The organism is Dietzia sp. NCCP-2495 (assembly GCF_026011735.1).
Taxonomy (GTDB): Bacteria; Actinomycetota; Actinomycetes; order Mycobacteriales; family Mycobacteriaceae; genus Dietzia.
The window spans coordinates 35,555-53,501 of sequence record NZ_BRVN01000003.1; the positions used below are offsets into that span (position 1 = coordinate 35,555).

Consider the following 17,947-nt stretch of genomic DNA (forward strand, 5'->3'; position numbering starts at 1 on the left):
CGCTCACAATGCGTGCTGCTTCCTGGCGCGGTGGTGTCGCAGGGCGGTGACGAGGCCGGATCGCGGTCCCACGTGGTCGTCGTAGGTTCGCGGCTCGCCGTCGAACATACGCTCCGACCGAGTCTCGTGCGCGTCATCCGCGGTCGCCCGCAGGAACCGGTCCGGCAGCGAGAGTCGCGCGATCGTGCGCCAGGACTGCCAGTACTGCTTGTACAGGGGGCCGCTCGTGTACGGCAGGTCCCACCGGCGGCACACGTCCTGCACCTTCACCGACATCTCCGCGTAGCGGTTCGACGGCAGGGTCGGGAACAGGTGGTGCTCGATCTGGAACGACAGGTTCCCCGACATGAAGTGCATCAACCGGTTGCCCGTGAAATTCGCCGAGCCCAACATCTGTCGTAGGTACCACTGCGCCTGGGTCTCGTTCTCCAGGTCGGCGAGGGTGAACTTGTCCGCACCGTCGGGGAAGTGGCCGCAGAAGATGACCGCGTTCGACCACAGGTTGCGGATCACGTTGGCGGTGGCGTTGGCGGTCAGGGTGGTCTTCCAGTCGCCGCCGGAGAGCATCGGCCACCACACGTAGTCCTTGCCCACCTGTCGCCGAGCCTTGCGCAGGAACTGACCGATCCGGCGCTTCTGTTCGGGCCACCCCGAGGAGTTGATGGTGCCCGGGGCGATCTCCAGGTGCTGGACACCCACTCCCCACTGGAACGCGAACGCGAGCATGGTGTTCCAGACGATGTTCAGGCCGAACGCCGGATGCCACGGCTGGTCGCGGGTCACCCGGACCACGCCGTATCCCACGTCATCGTCCATCCCGACGATGTTCGTGTACTTGTGATCGTGATAGTTGTGGGTGGCCTTCCAGTGTTCGGACGTGCCCACGATGTCCCACTCCCACGTGGTGGAGTGGATCTCGGGATCGTTCATCCAGTCCCACTGCCCGTGCATCACGTTGTGCCCGAGCTCCATGTTCTCGATGATCTTCCCGGCCGCGAGGAGGCCGGTGCCCAGAACCCAGGCCGGCCGGTGTCCGGAGAACAGGAGCACGACGCGGCCGCTGGTGACCAGTCCGCGCTGGAGGGCGATGGTCCGGCGAACATACCGGCGGTCCTGCTCGCCCAGTGAGTCCAGGACCTCCGTCCGGATCGCGTCGAGCTCCGCACCGATCGCCTCGACGTCCTCGGCGCTGAGATGGGCGTAGTCCTCGACATTCGAAACGGCCATGGTCGAACGGTACGGCGCAATGTCGACGATGTCGACCGCCGGTCGTGGTCGGCGACCAATTGCCCGGATTGGCGAGTCGGCTTTCAGATCGACTGCCGACGCTTATGCTTCCCTCATGGCACTGGTCGAGATCTCAGGCGTTAATAAGCACTTTGGTGACTTCCACGCCCTCAAGGACATCAACCTGTCTATCGAACAGGGTGAGGTCGTGGTGGTGATCGGCCCCTCGGGCTCGGGCAAATCGACGTTGTGTCGCACCATCAACCGCCTGGAGACGTTCGACGAGGGAAGCATCACCATCGACGGTAAGCCGCTGCCCCAGGAGGGTAAGGCGCTGGCCAAGCTGCGTGCTGACGTGGGCATGGTCTTCCAGTCGTTCAACCTCTTCGCTCACAAGACCATCCTCGAGAACGTGACGCTGGGGCCGATCAAGGTCCGTAAGCAGAACAAGGCCGAGGCGAACAAGCGCGCGATGGAGCTCCTCGACCGGGTCGGCGTGAAGCACCAGGCCGAGAAGTACCCGGCCCAGCTGTCCGGCGGTCAGCAGCAGCGCGTCGCGATCGCCCGGTCCCTGGCGATGGACCCCAAGGTCATGCTGTTCGACGAGCCCACCTCGGCGCTCGATCCCGAAATGATCAACGAGGTCCTGGACGTCATGACCGGACTCGCCAAGGGCGGCATGACGATGGTCGTGGTGACCCACGAGATGGGCTTCGCCCGGAAGGCCGCCGACCGCGTGATCTTCATGGCGGACGGCGAGCTCGTCGAACAGGCCACTCCTGAGGAGTTCTTCACCAACCCGAAGAGCGATCGCGCCAAGGACTTCCTCTCGAAGATTCTCACCAACGAGTGACCGTCCGCCGACGGTCCCCGAACCACACCCTCCCCACCAACCCATCCATTGAGGAGAACTCATGAACATCCGACGGATCGGAGCGGCCACCGCGGCCGCGGTCATGGCACTCGGACTCACCGCCTGTGGCGGTTCTGACGGCGGGGACGGAGGGGAGTCCTTCAAGGTCGGCATCAAGTTCGATCAGCCCGGCATGGGTCTGAAGGAGGGCAACGAGTACACCGGCTTCGACGTTGACGTCGCCAAGTACGTCGCCGACAAGCTCGGCCACTCCGAGGACAGCATCGAGTGGGTCCAGTCCCCCTCCGGGCAGCGTGAGACGCTGCTGGAGACCGGGCAGGTCGACATGATCATCGCGACCTACTCCATCACCGACTCCCGCAAGGAGAAGGTCGACTTCGCCGGCCCGTACTTCATCGCCGGCCAGGACCTGCTGGTCCGCGCCGACGACAGCTCGATCTCCGGCCCCGAGGACCTGGACGGCAAGCGACTCTGCTCGGTCACCGGCTCGACCTCGGCCCAGAACGTGCAGGAGGAGGTGCCGGGCGTCAACCTCCAGGAGTTCGGGACCTACTCGGAGTGCGTCTCGGCGCTGGTCTCCAACGCGGTCGACGCACTGACCACCGATGACACGATCCTCGCCGGCTACGCCGCGCAGCCCCAGTACGAGGGCAAGCTCAAGGTCGTCGGCAACACCTTCTCGGAGGAGCGCTACGGCATCGGTATCGCCAAGGGCAAGACCGAGATGTGCGAGCAGATCAACGAGGCCATCACCTCGATGGTCGACGACGGCAGCTGGGACGCCGCGGTCGAGGAGAACCTCGGGCCGGCCGACTTCACGCCGGGCGAGGGCAACCCGCCCACCCCGGACGCCTGCGCCTGATCCGATCGTCAACGGTCATCGCGCCGTCGCCGAGGCGGCGGCGCGGTGGCCCGGACACCTCAGGGAAGGTGGACAATGGGCGACCTGTTCGCTGAATACGACGTACTCGGGGCCGTCTGGGTCACGATCCAGCTCTCGGTCCTGGGCACCATCGGCGCGCTGATACTGGGGATGATCATCGCGGTCCTGCGCGTGTCCCCGGTGGCGGTGCTGCGCCTGATCGGTACGTCCTACGTCAACACGTTCCGGAACCTGCCGCTGACTCTGCTCATGGTGTTCAGCATCCTGGGGCTGTCCTTCATCATGCAGCTCTCGGTGTCGGACGACTTCGCCCGCAACGCCTTCTGGTGGGCGGCGATCATGCTCGCCGTCTACCACGCCGCCTATATCTGTGAGGCGCTGCGCTCGGGCGTCAACACCGTTCCGGTGGGGCAGGCCGAGGCGGCCCGGGCGATCGGCCTGGGTTTCGGCCAGTCGCTGCGCGAGGTGATCCTGCCGCAGGCGTTCCGCGGGGCGATCGCACCGCTGGGCTCCGTGATCATCGCCCTCATCAAGAACTCCACCGTCGCCGCGGTGATCGGTGTCGGTGACTCCGCGGGTCTGATGCAGATCATCACGGAGAACGAGGGCGCCAGCCTCCCGATGTTCTTCTTCTTCGCCATGGTGTTCGTGGTCCTGACCCTGCCGATCGGCCTGGGCACCACGAGCCTGTCCCGGAAGCTGGCGGTGAAGCGATGAGCACCCAGACCGTACTGTTCGACGCCCCCGGCCCCAAGGCTAGGGTTCGTCACGCGATCCTCACCGTCGTCGGCATCCTCATCGCGCTCGCGATCGCCTACGTGGTCTACCTCAAGTTCGACGAGGCGAACCAGCTCCAGGGCTACATGTGGTCGCCGTTCTTCACCGACTCGTCGGTGTGGACCTCGTACATCATCCCGGGGCTGAAGGGGACCTTCACGGCCGCGGGTATCTCGATCGTCCTCGCCGTGGTCTTCGGGCTGCTGTTCGGTATGGGCAGACTCTCCCCGATCGGCCCGGTCCGCTGGTTCTGCAGTGTGATCGTAGAGTTCTTCCGCGCGGTCCCTGTGCTGCTGATGATGGTGTTCGCCTACTTCGGCTTCTTCGCCACCTCGGACATCGTCCCCAATCAGCACGCCCCGCTGGCCGCCGTCGTCACGGGCCTGACCCTCTACAACGGTGCGGTGATCGCGGAGCTGGTCCGCTCGGGCGTCCACGGTCTTCCGAAGGGACAGTCGGAGGCCGGCTACTCGGTCGGTCTGACCCCTGGTCAGGTCCTCCGGTCGATCCAGTTGCCCCAGGCGCTCACGGCCATGCTGCCCGCGCTCGTCGGTCAGCTCGTCGTGGTGCTGAAGGACTCGGCACTGGGCTACGGCATCACGTACCTGGAGCTGCTCAACTGGTCCAAGACCCTCGGCTCGGCGTACGCCAATACCGTCCCGGCGTACATCGTGGCGGGCATCCTGTTCATCATCATGAACTACTCGCTCACCAAGTTCGCGGTGTACCTCGAGGGCCGGTTGAAGAAGCGCCGCGCCAAGTCGTAGCCGCACAGAGAAGTGCCCCACCGGAATCGTTCCGGTGGGGCACTTCTCGTTGCGCTCGCGGCGCGGGCGCGTCAGGCGTTGACCAGGGTCAGATCACTTCGGGGGCATGACGATGCCGCCGTCGACGCGGACGGTCTGCGCGTTGACGTACGGGTTGGACAGCAGCTGCATGACCATGGAGGCGAGCTCGTCGCCGGTGCCGAGACGCTTGGGGAACAGGACGTTCTCGCCGAGCTTGGCCTTGAACGCCTCGGAATCCGGGCCCTCGCCGTAGATCGGGGTGTCGATGAGGCCGGGGGCGACGGTGTTGACGCGGATGCCGGCGGCCGACAGGTCGCGGGCGACGGGCAGGGTCATGCCGACGATGCCGCCCTTGGAGGCGGAGTAGGCGGCCTGGCCGATCTGGCCCTCGAACGCGGCGACGGAGGCCATGTTGACGATGGAGCCCTTCTGGCCGTCGGCGTCGGGCTCGTTGACGCTCATCTTGGTGGCGGCCAGTCGCAGCATGTCGAACGAGCCGATGAGGTTGATGTCGATGACCTTGCGGAACGCGTTGATGTCGAACGCGGACGAGTACTCACCGTCGCGGCCGATGGTGCGCTGCGCCCAGCCGATGCCGGCGGAGTTGACGAGGTAGCGCAGCGGGCCCAGCTCGAGGGCGGCGGCCACGGCGGCCTCGTTCTGCTCGGTCTTGGTCACGTCGACGGACACGAAGACGCCGCCGACCTCCTTGGCGAGGGCCTCGCCCTTCTCGGCGTTCATGTCGGCGATGACGACCTTCGCGCCCTCGGCGGCCAGCTGACGGACGACGGCGGCGCCGATGCCCGACGCACCGCCCGTGACGATCGCACTTGCTCCAGAGATATCCATGAGTGCACGGTAACAAGCAAAGGTGATCGATACGGCCTGTACGTCGGGTCAGCCCCGGATCAGCCCCGGATCTCAGGCGCCCCCGGGCACGTTGACGTCCCAGCGGATGCCGACCCTGTCCTTGACCTGTCCGTACAGATCGCCCCACGGTGCCTTCTCGAACGGCATGCCGGTGGTGCCGCCGCCGTCGAGGACCTTGGCGATGAACGCGCGGGCCTCGTCCTCGGCGTCGTAGGTGAGGAGGAACGAGTACACGTCGCTGGCGAGGACGGGAAGGTTGTCGCCCATGCCGTCGCCGCCGGCGAGGCTGAAGGTCGGCGAGGTCATGGTGCCGTGCGCGACCGCGCCGGGCGGCGGGGTGAAGGGGAAGCCCTCCATCGACGGCATCGCGTCGTAGGTCTGGATCTCGAGTTCGCCGCCGAACAGGTCGGCGTAGTAGCGCAGCGCCTCGGAGGCATTGCCGGGGAAGGAGATGTAGGGGGTGCTGGTGGCGGACGCGGGTGATCCTCTCGCCGTTGTGGCGGGCCGACGCCGGTCGCGCCGCCCGGGTATGACGTTAGTGGCCGTCACCGTCGGCGGAAAGGGTTCCGGCCCTGTGGGAATCCGTGGGTTTCTTACGACGACGACGACGGATTCCCGCCGCCGACCGCCGTGCCCGTCGGCTCTCGACCGGACAGCGCGAGGAGCCGGGTTCGGGCGTCGGCACCCAGGGGGACTGCACGCGCCTGGCCCAGGGCGTCGAAGGCTCGCATGAGTTCCACGACGTCGCGGGCGTGCTCGTTCAGCCACGCGGCGAGGTCGGCCGTCTCGGGGTGATCCCAGGTCTCGGGTGCCAGGTCGTGTGCGTGCACGACGAGTTCGAATACGCGCAGCGCGAGCAGGTCGCCCACGGGGATCTCGGCGAGGCGATGGGGTACGAGCGCCTCGGCGTCGGGGGCCTTGGCGAGTCGCTTGCGCAGCCCGGCGGAGGTGCGGTGGAGCGCGGGGACGGGCTTGTCACCGGCGTGGTCGGCGGTGCGGGTCCAGTCGATCTCCGAATCCGCCTCGTTCGTGAAGTACGCGGCGTAGCGCAGGCCGCCGCCGAGGACGTGGTTGGCGCAGTCGCGGCGGGTCCAGCCGGGGCACGCGGCGCAGTCGCCGTCGAGGCCGGCGGCCAGGGCGCGGCCGAACAGTGAGGTGGCGCGGTCGAGCACGTCGAGGTGATCGCGGGGGATGGGCGTGGGGCTCATGGGCTGCCTCCGGAATGTCTGACCCTCACAGTAGGTTTATCGTCATGGCGCCGACAACCGTGCGCCCGATCCAGTCCGACCCCGGTCGGCCCGACACGAGCCCGGTCGACCGCGGTTGCCACGACCGTGACCTTCCTGACGTTGAGAAAGGACCCTCCACAGCCATGAGTTCGCAGACCTCCGGTACCGCTGAGACCCGGGAGTTCCAGGCGGAGACCCGACAGCTGCTGGATCTGATGATCCACTCGATCTACTCGAACCCGGACACGTTCCTGCGCGAGGTCATCTCCAACTCCTCCGACGCCCTGGACAAGCTGCGGCTCGCCGCGCTGCAGGACTCGTCGCTCGGGGTGGACACCTCGGACCTGCACATCCAGCTCGAGGTGGACGAGCAGTCCCGCACGTTGACCATCCGGGACAACGGCATCGGAATGTCGCGCGACGAGGTGGTGGACCTCATCGGCACGCTGGCCAAGTCGGGCACCGGTCAGATGCGTGAGGCGCTGGCGGCGGCCAGGGCCGCGCAGGAGTCGGGCGAGATCTCGGAGCAGGCCACGGCGGATCTCATCGGCCAGTTCGGCATCGGCTTCTACTCCACGTTCATGGTCGCGGACCGGGTCACGCTGGTCACCCGCAAGGCCGGGGAGAAGACCGGCACGCGCTGGTCGTCGACGGGCGAGGGGACGTACGAGATCGACGAGGCCGCGGACGCCGGTCAGGGCACCTCTGTGATCCTGCAGCTCAAGCCGGCCGGCGGGGACGCGGCGCTGCCGGACTACGCGGAAGAGAGCACGCTGCGCCGGGTCGTGCGCACGTACTCGGATTTCATCGCCTGGCCCATCCGCATGGAGGTCGAGCGCCCGGCGCCGGAGCCGGAGGGGGACGACGACGAGGGCAACGACGCGTCCGCGGAGAACACCGTCAGCGAGACGGTCACACTGAACTCGCAGAAGGCGCTGTGGACGCGGCCCCGTTCGGAGGTCACGGACGAGGAGTACTCGGAGTTCTACCGTCACGTCTCGCACGCGTGGGACGAGCCGCTGGAGACCATCACCCTCAAGGCCGAGGGCACTTTCGAGTACCAGGCACTGCTCTTCCTGCCGACGCAGGCGCCGTTCGACATGTTCTCGCAGGACGCCCGCCGCGGGGTCCAGCTCTACGTCCGTCGCGTGTTCATCATGGACGACTGTGAGGAGCTGGTCCCGCCGTTCCTGCGCTTCGTCCGCGGCATCGTCGACGCCCAGGACCTCTCGCTCAACGTCTCCCGCGAGATCCTCCAGCAGGACCGTCAGATCCGCGCCATCCGCAAGCGCGTCGTCAAGCGTGTCCTGCAGACGATCGAGCAGATCAAGAATGATCGTCCGGAGGAGTTCCGCAGCTTCTGGGCCACCTTCGGCGCGGTGCTCAAGGAAGGCCTCATCGCGGACGTGGAGTACCGCGACCAACTGCTTGCGGTGAGCACCTTCGCCTCCACCCGCCCCGGTTCTGACACTGCTGCTGTCGACGCCACCGCCGCGGCGGGTTCCACCGATGCCGCGGACGCGGAGTCGACCGAATCCGCCGAGACCGACTCCACCGAGACCGGGTCCGGCACCACGATCGCCGAGTACATCGAGCGCATGGTCACCGGTCAGGAGGAGATCTACTACCTCACCGGAACCTCGCGTGCGGCGGTGGAGAACTCCCCGCACCTCGAGGCGTTCCGTGCGCGCGGCGTCGAGGTGCTGGTGCTCACCGATCCGGTCGACGAGGTCTGGGTGGACGCGGTCGGCGAGGTCAACGGTAAGCGGCTGCGGTCCGTGGCCAAGGGCGACGTGGACCTGTCCGGCATCGGCTCCGAGGCGGATGCCGCGAAATCCGAGCAGGACACCGCAGGGTTCGACGACCTGCTCACCTGGCTCGGCGAGGAGCTGGAGGACGAGGTCAAGCAGGTCCGTCTGTCGCACCGTCTCACCGAGTCGGCGGCCTGCATGGTCGGCGACGAGTTCGACATGACCCCGCAGCTCGAGGCCATGTACCGGGCCTCGGGCATGGAGCTGCCCACCAGCAAGCGGATCCTCGAGCTCAACCCGGGGCACCCGCTGGTCGAGCGGCTGCGTGCGCAGCACGCCGAGGACCCGGCCGCGGCCGAGCTCAAGGACACCGCCCGCCTCATCGCCGGCGCCGCGGTCCTGGCCGAGGGTGGCAAGCTCACCGACCCGGCCGCGTTCGCCAAGCTGCTCGTCAACCGCATCTGATCGCGGTCGCCGCCCCGGACCAGGCCGTCCGGGGCGGCGGGATCAGCCGCGCAGGCGCTCGGCCAGGGCGTGGGTCTCGGCGTCGAAGAGCACGAGCGTCGCCACGGTGACCTCCGACGGCGTCTCGGCGAGAGTGGTCAGAGCGATCCGGATCGCGTCCTCGCGCGGCCAGCCGTAGGCGCCCGCCGAGATCAGCGGAAACGCCACCGAGCGCGCGCCCAGCTCGTCCGCCACGGCCAGGCTCGAGCGATAACAGTCGGCCAACGACCCGGCCGGACCGTGGCCGTATACCGGCCCGACGGTGTGGATCACCCACCGCGCCGGCAGATCACCCGCCCCCGTCGCGACCGCCCGCCCCACCGGCAACCCGTCCGGGAACCGGCCGGCGCGGAGCTCGCGGCACTCCGCCAGGATCGTCGGCCCGCCCGCCCGATGAATCGCCCCGTCCACCCCGCCGCCACCGAGCAGCGAACTCTTGGCGGCATTGACCACCGCGTCCACGCGCATCTGCGTGATGTCGCCGTGGCCCAGCTCGATCCGGGGCGTCCTCGTCGTCGTCATGACTCCCGGGTCTCCTCACCCACCGGAACCACGTGCGAGCGGCGCCGGATCATCGGGCGCGGTGACCGGTCCAGCCGGTCCATCAACCACATGATCGAGGCCACCTCGCCCACCCACGCCAGGCTCACACACCACCCGGCCAGGACATCGGACGGGAAGTGCACGCCCAGGTACATGCGCGTCACGCCGATCGACGGCACGTACACCGCCGACGCCGCGATCACCCGACCCCGCCACGGAGTCGGCCACGCCAACACGCACGCGCAGCCCGCCAACGCGGCACTGGCCATGGCGTGACCGCTCGGGAACGAATAGCTCTTCTCGTTGACGATGTGCGTGAAAAACGTCGGCCGCGCCCGCCGGTACATGATCTTGAGGACGGAGTTGATGATCGTCGAGCCGACCAGCGACACCGTCAGCAGCGCGGCCGGGCGACGACTCCTCCGCACCGTCGCCAGATACCCCGCCGCGGTGAGCGCGACCAACGGCACCGCCGTGACACCGCCGAGCTCGGTGACCGCGCGCATGATCGTCGTGTTCCGCGGCGAGTGGTGCCGCTGCAGCCACAGCATGACCGGCTTGTCGAACGGGAGCTTTGCGCCGCTTCGGACCCGCTCGGCCATCTCCACGAAGCCGATCACCGGCATCGCGAAGCCGACGAACGCGGCACCGAAGATAGCCCACGTCCCGCGGGGCAGCGGCATCTCGCGGCGGTCGACAATGCTGCCGACCACGCCGGGACCCGGCGCGAGCTGTCGCGCCAGATCCGCCGCGGTGGACGTCACAGAGGACACCGGCAACCGCGGAAGCCGGGTGCGAGGGCGGGTCGACGTACGCGCCATGCCCCCACCCTAGAGAGCACGGCGCGCCCGCGTATGCGGTCCGGGGAGGATCGCCGGAAGGATCGTCGGTGGAGCCCGCGAGATTCCCGGCGAGACCGACTCGGGCCGGTTTACTGTGGGCGTGTCTATTCTGAGAGGCGGAGGTCGCATGAGTCGAACGCGTGTGGAAGAGGACCTGCTCGGAACCCGGGAGGTACCGGCCGACGCCTACTACGGGGTGCATACGGTGCGCGCCGTGGAGAACTTTCCGATCGACTCCACGACGATCAGCGACATCCCCGATTTCGTCCGCGGTATGGTCATGGTCAAGAAGGCCGCCGCGCTGGCCAACCTCGACATGGGCGTCCTCGACAAGAAGGTCGCCGATGCGATCGTCGGGGCGTGTGACGAGATCCTCGACGACGGCCGCTGCATGGACCAGTTCCCCTCCTGCGTGTACCAGGGCGGCGCCGGCACCTCGGTGAACATGAACACCAACGAGGTCGTCGCGAACCTGGCACTGGAACGGCTCGGCCACCCCAAGGGCTCCTACGACATCGTCAGCCCGAACGACGACGTCAACCGCTCGCAGTCCACCAATGACGCGTACCCGACCGGTTTCCGCATCGCGCTCTGGCACGCGCTGGAGCGCCTCGAACCCGCGATCGTCGCACTGCGCGAGGCCTTCTACGACAAGTCGGAGGAGTTCCGCGAGGTCCTCAAGATGGGCCGCACCCAGCTCCAGGACGCCGTCCCCATGTCGATGGGCCAGGAGTTCGGCGGCTTCGCCGTGACCCTCGACGAGGAACTGCACGTGCTCGGCGCCGCAGCACGGATGCTACTGGACGTGAACCTCGGAGCCACCGCGATCGGCACCGGCGTCAACACCCCGCCCGACTACCGGCGCTCGGTGATCAGCCACCTGCGGGACGTCACCGGCCTGCCCGTCACCGGGGCGATGAACCTCATCGAGGCCACCAGTGACACCGGCGACTACGTGAATGTCCACGCGGCGCTCAAGCGGACCGCGGCCAAACTGTCGAAGATCTGCAACGACCTGCGACTGCTGTCCTCGGGCCCGCGCGCCGGACTCAACGAGATCAACCTGCCCGAACTGCAGGCCGGCTCGTCGATCATGCCCGCCAAGGTCAACCCGGTGGTACCCGAGGTCGTCAACCAGGTCTGCTTCAAGGTGATCGGCAACGACGTCACCGTCACCATGGCAGCCGAGGCCGGCCAGCTCCAGCTCAACGTGATGGAGCCCGTGATCGCGCAGGCCATGTTCGAGTCGATCTCGCTGCTCACCAAGGCGATGGAGACGCTCACCGAGAAATGCGTCCGCGGGATCACCGCCAACGTCGAGATCGCGCGCCGCAACGTCATGGACTCGATCGGCATCGTCACCTACCTCAACCCGGTGATCGGCCACCACAACGGTGACCTCGTGGGCAAGGAGTGCGCGCGGTCGGGCCGGGGCGTCCGCGAGGTCGTGCTGGAGATGGGGCTGCTCTCGGAGGAGGAGGTCGACGACATCCTGTCGCCGGCGAACCTCCTGCGGCCCCAGTACAAGGGAAAAGTGGTCGCCCACGGTGGCGCGACGGGCGAGGAGGAGTCGAAGGGGCCGACCGCCTGACCAGGGTCGGCACCGCCGTCAGTGAGGGAAAGTACTGAAACTGGTCAACTGACCAGCTACGGTCTCCCCATGACTTCTTCCTCGTCGCAGGTTGTTGCAGGTCGTGAGATCTCGTTCCCCGTTCCCGTCGTGTCCGCCTCGATCTCCGGAGCGGCGTTCCTCGCCAAGGCCACGGCGGCCCGTCGGCTGATCGCCGGCGGTCGTCAGTCGGCGATCCTCGACGCCGCCGGGGCCGAGCCTGTGGTCCTACCCGGCGGCCGTACGGTGGCCGTGGTGATCCACGTCCGCTACCACGACGTTCCCGGGAACGTACTGGGCGCCTACCACGAGGTGGGACTGGCGTTCCCGGTCACGGTCCCCGGCGTCGGGACCCGGGTCCACATCCACGAGCTCCCGGTCGACCAGGACTTCACGCTGGCCGCCGGGAACGAACTGTGGGGCTTCCCCAAGTGGAAGGGCGACATGGTCGGCGCCGCCGGCGGCGCGCTCGACGACGCCCGCCTCGGCACGGTCGGTTCCGGTGGCGCCGGGGGAGTCGACATCACGCTCGACACCCGCCGGGGGATCCCGATGCCCGGCACTCGTACCATCGGCATGAACTGCATCCAGGTCCTGAAGGGTGAGCCCGTCCTGGTGGGAGCCCAGGCCAAGGTGTCCGGCGGCCGGTTCCGGCCGGTCGGCGGCACGAGCATCTCGATCGCCGCGGGCGCCGAGAACGGCGACACGGACGTCGCGCGGTTCGCCTCGGCCGTGCGTGAGCTCGGCCTGGACAAGGCGCGGTCGCTCGCGACCTTCGCCTATGAGAACTTCACGGCCGAGTTCCCCGCCCCGGCGCCGCTCCGCTGAGCAGGCTGCACTGAACTGGCTGCGCTGAACCGGCTCCGCTGAACAGCCTTAGCTAATCAGCGCTTGCCGATGAGCGCCACGGCCTCGCGGGCGGCGGGCTCGGCCGCGGCGCGGTCGGCGGCGACCAGTCCCACGCGGCTGCGCCGGTCGAGTACGTCGTCGACCGTCATCGCGCCCTCGTGTGTCACCGCATACGAGAACTCGGCGCGCGTCACGTCGAGGCCGTCGGCCACCGGCTCGAGCGGTCGATCCAGCAGGCTCGACGCCACCACCGCGGCCGACTCCAGCCCGAAGCGTTCCACCAGGGACGCCGGAAGCCGGCCGGCCGAACTCGCCTGCCCTGCGTGACCTTCCTGCGCGGCGGGCCCTGCGTGCCTCGCGCGACCTGCCGGCCCTGCCACGGGGTGCCCCGGGGCGCCGACCAACGGAAGCTCCGCGGTCCGGCACGGCCCGCCGGCCAGCCCCGAGCGCTCCACGGCGATGTCGACCGCCTGCTCTGCCATGAGCCGGTATTCGGTCAGCTTGCCGCCGGTGATGGTGATGAGTCCGTTGTCCGAGGTGATCAGGGCGTGCTCGCGGGACAGGTCGGCCGTCCTGTCGGAGTCGGCCGCAGCTCCCGGGCTGCCCGCGTCGGTCAGGTCCACCAGCGGGCGCAGCCCGGCAAACGTGCCCAGGACGTCCTCGCGCCCCAGGCGTGTTTCCAGCGCGCGGTTCATGACCTCCAGCAGGAACTCGATCTCCTCCTCGGTCGACTGCGGCACGTCCGGGACGGGGCCGGGGGCGTCGACGTCGGTCAGCCCGACGTGCAGGCGGCCGAACTGGGTGGGGATCGCGAAGCAGAACCTGTTGGTCTCGCCTGGGACGGGAACGGTCAGGGCGCCGGTCGGATTGCCCAGCGCCGCGGCGTCGATCACCAGGTGGGTGCCCCGGGACGGTCGAACCCGGACCTCGGGGGTGGTCTCGCCGGCCCACACCCCGGTCGCGGCGATGACGGCCCTCGCCGAGAGGGTGAACTCGCGAGTGCCAGCGGTGTCGTCGTCGTCCCGCTCGTCACGGATGGTGACCTGCGTGCCGGTCGCGCCGGTCACCCGCGCCCGGGTGACGATCCGGGCCCCGTGCCCGGCGGCCGTGCGCGCGACGGCGGTGACCAGGCGCGCGTCGTCGACGAGCGCGCAGTCCCAGTTCACGTGGCCGAACCGCAGCCCGTCGCGGCGGACCCCGGGCACGAATCCGGCCACGCGGCGGGCGCTGGCGAGGCGTGCGCCGGGCAGGCGGTCGGCCGTCGTTCCGGCAAGGCGCGAGAGCAGTGTGCCGGCCACGAACCCGAGGCCGGGCAGAACCGCGCCGAGCGGTGGGGTGTCGCGGTAGACGGGCACGACCTGGGCGAGCGGGCGCACGAGATGGGGCGCGGTCCGCTCGAGGAGGATGCCGCGTTCGACCGCCGAGCGGCGCGCGATCCCGACGTTGCCGGTGGCGAGATACCGCAGGCCGCCGTGGGCGAGCTTGGATGACCAGCGGCTCGTGCCGAAGGCCAGGTCGTGCGCCTCCAGTAGGACCACCTCGAGCCCACGCGACGCCGCGTCGAGCGCGATGCCGACGCCGGTGATGCCGCCGCCGATCACGACCAGGTCCACGGGGGCATCGGCGCCGCGGGTGCGTAGGTCGGCGAGCTCGCGGGCGCGCCGCGCGGCGGAAAGGGCGGTGTCGGGTGACGGGGGACCGGGGGCGGTGTCGGGCGATGCGGTCATGGAAGCAGGTACCCCCTGATGAGTCGGTGGAGTTCGGCCCGCCACGTGTCGGGGTCGAGCGGCGGGTCGGCGAGCGGCGCGGACAGGACGGTGCCCTGCAGGGCGAGGTACAGCATGGTCGCCGTGGCGGCGGGATCGCGGTCGGTCAGGCGCGGGTCGGCGGAGGCCGCGATCATCTCACGCAGCATGTCGACGAGCGCGCGCTGCGACGTACCGAGCCTGCGCAGGAGGTATTCGCCGAGCATCCCGGTCTCGTGGCGCCGCATGGCCTCGAGCAGCGGATTGGTGCGGACCCGGTCGGCGAGTGTGCACACCAGGTCGACGATCTCGTCGGCGTCGCGCGGGGCGCCGGAATCGAAATGGTGGGAGGCCACGAGGTCGGGTTCCGGGGCGTCCGGGTCCGGGACGTCAGGGTCCGCGGTGCCGGTTCCGGCGGGACCGGGGTGGGCAGCTCCCGGGTTGATGCGCGTCACGGTCTCGGTGAGCTCGCGGGTGAGGAGGTCGGTGAGGAGCGAGGTGGCGTCGGACCAGTGGCGGTACAGCGTCGTGCGGCCCACGCCGGACCGTCGGGCCACCTCGATCATCGTCGTGCGGTCGATGCCCAGTTCGAGGGCGCAGGCGTAGGCGGCCTCGAGCGCGCGGTCGCGTGTGGTGGGCCGGGCCGAGGGGGCGGGCCGGGCTGACGTGGTGCGGTCGGTCACCGGTCCTCCTGTCGGGTCGGCGCGGCGAGATCGGGTCTAGAAACGGAACAGATTTCGTATTAGTGTTCCAGTATGAGCGATTCTGTCTCCTCTGACAATCCCGATCTGCCCGGGACCGGCGTCCCGCTGCCGCCCATGTCCCTGGCGCGCTGGGGCACCGAGGCCGAGGCCAAGGAGCTCAACGAGAGCATCCGCGGCCTGCTCCGCAACGTCCTGGGCGTGACCGCCGACAGCGGCGTCCAGTTCGACCCGGCGGCGGTCACGGCGTCACCGTCGAGACTGGACGACGACGACATCGCCGCGCTGGTCACCCTGGTGGGGAGCCAGAACGTGTCCGTCGAGGACGCCCAGCGCCTGCCGCGTGCCCGGGGCAAGTCCACTCCGGATCTGCTCGCGTGGCGGCTCCGCCCCGAGGTGGACTGTCCCGACGCGGTGGTCGCGCCGGCCAGCGACGACGAGGTGGCCGCACTGCTCGACTGGTGCGGCCGGGAGTCGGTCGCCGTGGTCCCGTTCGGCGGCGGCACCTCCGTGGTGGGTGGGCTCAACCCGGAGGCGGGCCGGCACCGGGCCGTGGTGAGCGTGGACCTGGCCCGGTTCGACTCGCTCGAGTCGATCGACGCCGTCTCCGGCGAGGCCGTCTTCGGTGCGGGCGTCACCGGCCCCCGCGCCGAGGAACTGCTGGCCGAGCACGGCTACTCGCTCGGCCACTTCCCGCAGTCCTTTCCCTATGCCTCGCTGGGCGGCTACGCCATGACCCGCTCGTCGGGCCAGAGTTCCGCCGGGTATGGGCGCTTCGACGAGATGGTCCGCGGACTGACCGTCGTGACGCCGGTCGGGGTGATCGAGGCCAGTCGCGCGCCCGCCTCGGCGGCCGGGCCGGACCTTCGTCAGTGGCTACTCGGCTCGGAGGGCACCTTCGGCGTGTGCACCCGGGTCCGCGTGCGGATCCACCCGGTGCCCGAGGTGGTCCGGCACGAGGCGTTCCGGTTCCCGGATTTCGCGACCGGCGCCGCCGCACTGCGGGCCGTGGAGCAGCAGGGGACCGGGCCCACTGTGATCCGGCTGTCGGACGAGACGGAGACGATGGTCAACCTCGCCACCGCCACGGACTCGATAGGCGAGGGGGCCGCTGCGATGGGCGAGGGGACGGGCGACGACGGGGGTTCCGGCGACGACGGGGGCTCCGGCAACGACGGCGATTCCGGCGGCTGCCTGGCGATCTGCCTGTTCGAGGGCACCGCCGAGCACGCGGAATCGGCGCACGCCGCAACGCGCGCTGTGCTCGAGGCCCACGGCGGCACGTCGCTCGGCGCGGAGCCGGCGCGCTCCTGGGAGCACGGTCGCTTCGGCGCCCCCGTGCTGCGCGACTCACTCCTGGACAACGGCGCACTGGTGGAGACTCTCGAGACGGCCACCGACTGGGCGAACATCGAGCGGTTGCGCGACGCCGTCGTCGTCGCCCTCACCACCTCCCTCGAGGCCAGCGGCACGCCCGCGCTGGTCATGTGCCACATCAGCCACGTCTATCCCACCGGCGCCTCGTTGTACTTCACGGTCGTGGCCGGGCAGCGCGGCGCCGACCCCCTCGCGCAGTGGGCGGCGGCCAAGCGCGCGGCGTCCGAGGCGATCGGCGCGCACGGCGGCACCATCACCCACCACCACGCCGTGGGCGCCGACCACCGACCGTACCTCGCTGCGGAGATCGGCGAGGTGGGCGTGCGGATGCTGCGCGCGGTCAAGACGGCCGTTGACCCGCACGGCGTGTGCAATCCGGGGACACTGATCCCATGAGTGCCGAGGTGGTCGAGCGGACGATCCGGGCCGTCGCCCTGGTGGTCAACCCCGCGGCGGGTGGCGGGAAGGTCGGCGACGTGGCCGATCGCGCGCAGGCGAGGCTGGAGTCGCACGGGATCGCGGTGACGCGGCTCAGTGGTGACAGTGCGGAGGACTCGCTCGCGCTGGCGCGGGAGGCGGTCGCGGGTGACCCCGGCGCCGGTGTTGCCGCGGTCGACGCGCTGGTGGTGTGCGGCGGCGACGGCATGGTCTCGCTCGCCGCCCGCGCCACCGCGCACGCCGACGTGCCGGTGGGCATCATTCCCGCCGGAACCGGTAACGACCTGGCCCGCGACTATCAGATCCCGCTCGGCGACCCCGAGGCGGCCGCGGACGTGGTGGCCGCCGGACTCGTCGAGGTGGTGGACCTGGGGCGGGCGACGCCCGACGGCCGGGAACCGCAGGTGTTCGCCTCGGTCCTGTGCGCGGGACTGGATTCCAAGGTCAACCGACGCGTCAACGAGATGCGGGTGCTCAGCGGGCCGCTGCGGTACGTGATCGCTGCGCTACTCGAGTTCCCGTTCTATCGGCCACGACGATTCCGCATGACGTTCGACGCGGGACTGCCGAACGAGGAGACCGTGGAGACCGAGGTCCTGCTCAGCGCGTTCGCGATCACCCGCAGCTACGGCGGGGACATGCTCATCGCGCCGGATGCCGACCGGTCCGACGGACTTCTCGACGTGGTGTACGTGCTGGAGGTGGGCCGGACCCCCAAACTCCGGTTCGCCCGGCACTTCTCCAAGATCTTCTCCGGTCGCCACGTCGGGTTGGACGGTGTGGAGTCGCGGCGGTGCCGGACCGTGCGGATCGAGACGCCGGACGTGGTGCCGTCGGATGTCGAAGCGTTCGCGGACGGTGACGCCGTCAGTGCGCTGCCCGTCACCGTCGAGGTGCTGCCGGGTGCGGGGCGGATCCTCGTTCCGGGACGGTAGCGGAC

General features: G+C 69.4%; 17 protein-coding genes. 9 read left to right on the forward strand and 8 right to left on the reverse strand.

The window, feature by feature from the left end:
• Positions 1-3 precede the first annotated feature (3 nt).
• A complete protein-coding gene (locus OPF83_RS04495) occupies positions 4-1,227 on the reverse strand; it encodes a fatty acid desaturase (protein ID WP_264886026.1) in 1,224 nt (407 codons plus the stop codon).
• Between the two features lie 115 nt (positions 1,228-1,342).
• Here OPF83_RS04495 and OPF83_RS04500 point away from each other — a divergent pair, with 115 nt between their 5' ends.
• The 4 genes from OPF83_RS04500 (at position 1,343) to OPF83_RS04515 (ending at position 4,528) form a co-directional block, all read left to right on the forward strand.
• Positions 1,343-2,080 (forward strand): amino acid ABC transporter ATP-binding protein, encoded by a 738-nt coding sequence (locus tag OPF83_RS04500; RefSeq protein WP_375546204.1) that lies wholly within the window; start codon positions 1,343-1,345, stop codon positions 2,078-2,080.
• 61 nt (positions 2,081-2,141) lie between these two features.
• Positions 2,142-2,963 carry a glutamate ABC transporter substrate-binding protein gene (locus tag OPF83_RS04505; RefSeq protein ID WP_264886027.1) on the forward strand — a complete coding sequence of 274 codons (822 nt, stop codon included), beginning with the start codon at positions 2,142-2,144 and terminating at the stop codon, positions 2,961-2,963.
• A gap of 75 nt (positions 2,964-3,038) precedes the next feature.
• The gene (locus OPF83_RS04510) at positions 3,039-3,701 is read left to right on the forward strand and encodes an amino acid ABC transporter permease (protein ID WP_264886028.1); all 663 of its coding nucleotides are present in this window, start codon (positions 3,039-3,041) and stop codon (positions 3,699-3,701) included.
• Positions 3,698-4,528, forward strand: coding sequence for an amino acid ABC transporter permease (locus tag OPF83_RS04515; protein ID WP_264886029.1), 831 nt, complete (start codon positions 3,698-3,700; stop codon positions 4,526-4,528). Before OPF83_RS04510 ends, OPF83_RS04515 begins: the two co-directional genes overlap by 4 nt.
• A 93-nt stretch (positions 4,529-4,621) precedes the next feature.
• Here OPF83_RS04515 and OPF83_RS04520 read toward each other — a convergent pair whose 3' ends face one another.
• The 3 genes from OPF83_RS04520 to OPF83_RS04530 form a co-directional block, all read right to left on the reverse strand.
• Positions 4,622-5,398 (reverse strand): SDR family NAD(P)-dependent oxidoreductase, encoded by a 777-nt coding sequence (locus OPF83_RS04520; protein ID WP_264886030.1) that lies wholly within the window; start codon positions 5,396-5,398, stop codon positions 4,622-4,624.
• Between the two features lie 72 nt (positions 5,399-5,470).
• Positions 5,471-5,968: a VOC family protein gene (locus OPF83_RS04525; RefSeq protein ID WP_264886031.1), complete on the reverse strand. Its 498-nt coding sequence runs from the start codon at positions 5,966-5,968 to the stop codon at positions 5,471-5,473.
• A gap of 44 nt (positions 5,969-6,012) precedes the next feature.
• Positions 6,013-6,627, reverse strand: a complete 615-nt coding sequence (locus OPF83_RS04530) for a maleylpyruvate isomerase N-terminal domain-containing protein (RefSeq protein ID WP_264886032.1) — start codon at positions 6,625-6,627, stop codon at positions 6,013-6,015.
• A gap of 164 nt (positions 6,628-6,791) precedes the next feature.
• On the opposite strand from OPF83_RS04530, the gene htpG reads away from it, so the two are divergent.
• A complete protein-coding gene (gene htpG / locus OPF83_RS04535) occupies positions 6,792-8,864 on the forward strand; it encodes a molecular chaperone HtpG (protein ID WP_264886033.1) in 2,073 nt (690 codons plus the stop codon).
• A 42-nt stretch (positions 8,865-8,906) separates the two neighbouring features.
• Here htpG and OPF83_RS04540 read toward each other — a convergent pair whose 3' ends face one another.
• The gene (locus OPF83_RS04540; RefSeq protein WP_264886034.1) at positions 8,907-9,425 is read right to left on the reverse strand and encodes an O-acetyl-ADP-ribose deacetylase; all 519 of its coding nucleotides are present in this window, start codon (positions 9,423-9,425) and stop codon (positions 8,907-8,909) included.
• A complete protein-coding gene (locus OPF83_RS04545; protein WP_264886035.1) occupies positions 9,422-10,267 on the reverse strand; it encodes a phosphatase PAP2 family protein in 846 nt (281 codons plus the stop codon). Before OPF83_RS04545 ends, OPF83_RS04540 begins: the two co-directional genes overlap by 4 nt.
• Positions 10,268-10,415: 148 nt before the next feature.
• Here OPF83_RS04545 and aspA point away from each other — a divergent pair, with 148 nt between their 5' ends.
• On the forward strand, positions 10,416-11,879 hold the full coding sequence (aspA, locus tag OPF83_RS04550; protein WP_264886036.1) for an aspartate ammonia-lyase: 1,464 nt from the start codon (positions 10,416-10,418) through the stop codon (positions 11,877-11,879).
• 69 nt (positions 11,880-11,948) lie between these two features.
• Positions 11,949-12,725, forward strand: coding sequence for an acetoacetate decarboxylase family protein (locus OPF83_RS04555; protein ID WP_264886037.1), 777 nt, complete (start codon positions 11,949-11,951; stop codon positions 12,723-12,725).
• Positions 12,726-12,781: 56 nt separating this feature from the next.
• Here the strand turns inward: OPF83_RS04555 and OPF83_RS04560 are convergent, their stop codons facing one another.
• Positions 12,782-14,473 carry a glycerol-3-phosphate dehydrogenase/oxidase gene (locus OPF83_RS04560; RefSeq protein WP_264886038.1) on the reverse strand — a complete coding sequence of 564 codons (1,692 nt, stop codon included), beginning with the start codon at positions 14,471-14,473 and terminating at the stop codon, positions 12,782-12,784.
• Positions 14,470-15,174 (reverse strand): TetR/AcrR family transcriptional regulator, encoded by a 705-nt coding sequence (locus tag OPF83_RS04565; RefSeq protein ID WP_264886039.1) that lies wholly within the window; start codon positions 15,172-15,174, stop codon positions 14,470-14,472. Before OPF83_RS04565 ends, OPF83_RS04560 begins: the two co-directional genes overlap by 4 nt.
• Positions 15,175-15,246: 72 nt before the next feature.
• On the opposite strand from OPF83_RS04565, the gene OPF83_RS04570 reads away from it, so the two are divergent.
• Both OPF83_RS04570 and OPF83_RS04575 read left to right on the forward strand, forming a co-directional pair.
• Complete coding sequence (locus tag OPF83_RS04570) at positions 15,247-16,965, forward strand: FAD-binding oxidoreductase (RefSeq protein WP_375546205.1); 1,719 nt, start codon at positions 15,247-15,249, stop codon at positions 16,963-16,965.
• The gene (locus OPF83_RS04575; protein WP_264886040.1) at positions 16,962-17,942 is read left to right on the forward strand and encodes a diacylglycerol kinase family protein; all 981 of its coding nucleotides are present in this window, start codon (positions 16,962-16,964) and stop codon (positions 17,940-17,942) included. The genes OPF83_RS04570 and OPF83_RS04575 overlap by 4 nt, the downstream gene beginning before the upstream one ends.
• Positions 17,943-17,947: the final 5 nt, after the last annotated feature.

Excerpts from the sequence above, each read along its gene's own strand:
- OPF83_RS04495 (WP_264886026.1), bottom strand. The coding sequence starts at position 1,227 with ATGGCCGTTTCGAATGTCGAGGACTACGCCCATCTCAGCGCCGAGGAC.
- OPF83_RS04500 (WP_375546204.1), top strand. The coding sequence starts at position 1,343 with ATGGCACTGGTCGAGATCTCAGGCGTTAATAAGCACTTTGGTGACTTC.
- OPF83_RS04505 (WP_264886027.1), top strand. The coding sequence starts at position 2,142 with ATGAACATCCGACGGATCGGAGCGGCCACCGCGGCCGCGGTCATGGCA.
- OPF83_RS04510 (WP_264886028.1), top strand. The coding sequence starts at position 3,039 with ATGGGCGACCTGTTCGCTGAATACGACGTACTCGGGGCCGTCTGGGTC.
- OPF83_RS04515 (WP_264886029.1), top strand. The coding sequence starts at position 3,698 with ATGAGCACCCAGACCGTACTGTTCGACGCCCCCGGCCCCAAGGCTAGG.
- OPF83_RS04520 (WP_264886030.1), bottom strand. The coding sequence starts at position 5,398 with ATGGATATCTCTGGAGCAAGTGCGATCGTCACGGGCGGTGCGTCGGGC.
- OPF83_RS04530 (WP_264886032.1), bottom strand. The coding sequence starts at position 6,627 with ATGAGCCCCACGCCCATCCCCCGCGATCACCTCGACGTGCTCGACCGC.
- htpG (WP_264886033.1), top strand. The coding sequence starts at position 6,792 with ATGAGTTCGCAGACCTCCGGTACCGCTGAGACCCGGGAGTTCCAGGCG.
- OPF83_RS04540 (WP_264886034.1), bottom strand. The coding sequence starts at position 9,425 with ATGACGACGACGAGGACGCCCCGGATCGAGCTGGGCCACGGCGACATC.
- OPF83_RS04545 (WP_264886035.1), bottom strand. The coding sequence starts at position 10,267 with ATGGCGCGTACGTCGACCCGCCCTCGCACCCGGCTTCCGCGGTTGCCG.
- aspA (WP_264886036.1), top strand. The coding sequence starts at position 10,416 with ATGAGTCGAACGCGTGTGGAAGAGGACCTGCTCGGAACCCGGGAGGTA.
- OPF83_RS04555 (WP_264886037.1), top strand. The coding sequence starts at position 11,949 with ATGACTTCTTCCTCGTCGCAGGTTGTTGCAGGTCGTGAGATCTCGTTC.
- OPF83_RS04560 (WP_264886038.1), bottom strand. The coding sequence starts at position 14,473 with ATGACCGCATCGCCCGACACCGCCCCCGGTCCCCCGTCACCCGACACC.
- OPF83_RS04570 (WP_375546205.1), top strand. The coding sequence starts at position 15,247 with ATGAGCGATTCTGTCTCCTCTGACAATCCCGATCTGCCCGGGACCGGC.
- OPF83_RS04575 (WP_264886040.1), top strand. The coding sequence starts at position 16,962 with ATGAGTGCCGAGGTGGTCGAGCGGACGATCCGGGCCGTCGCCCTGGTG.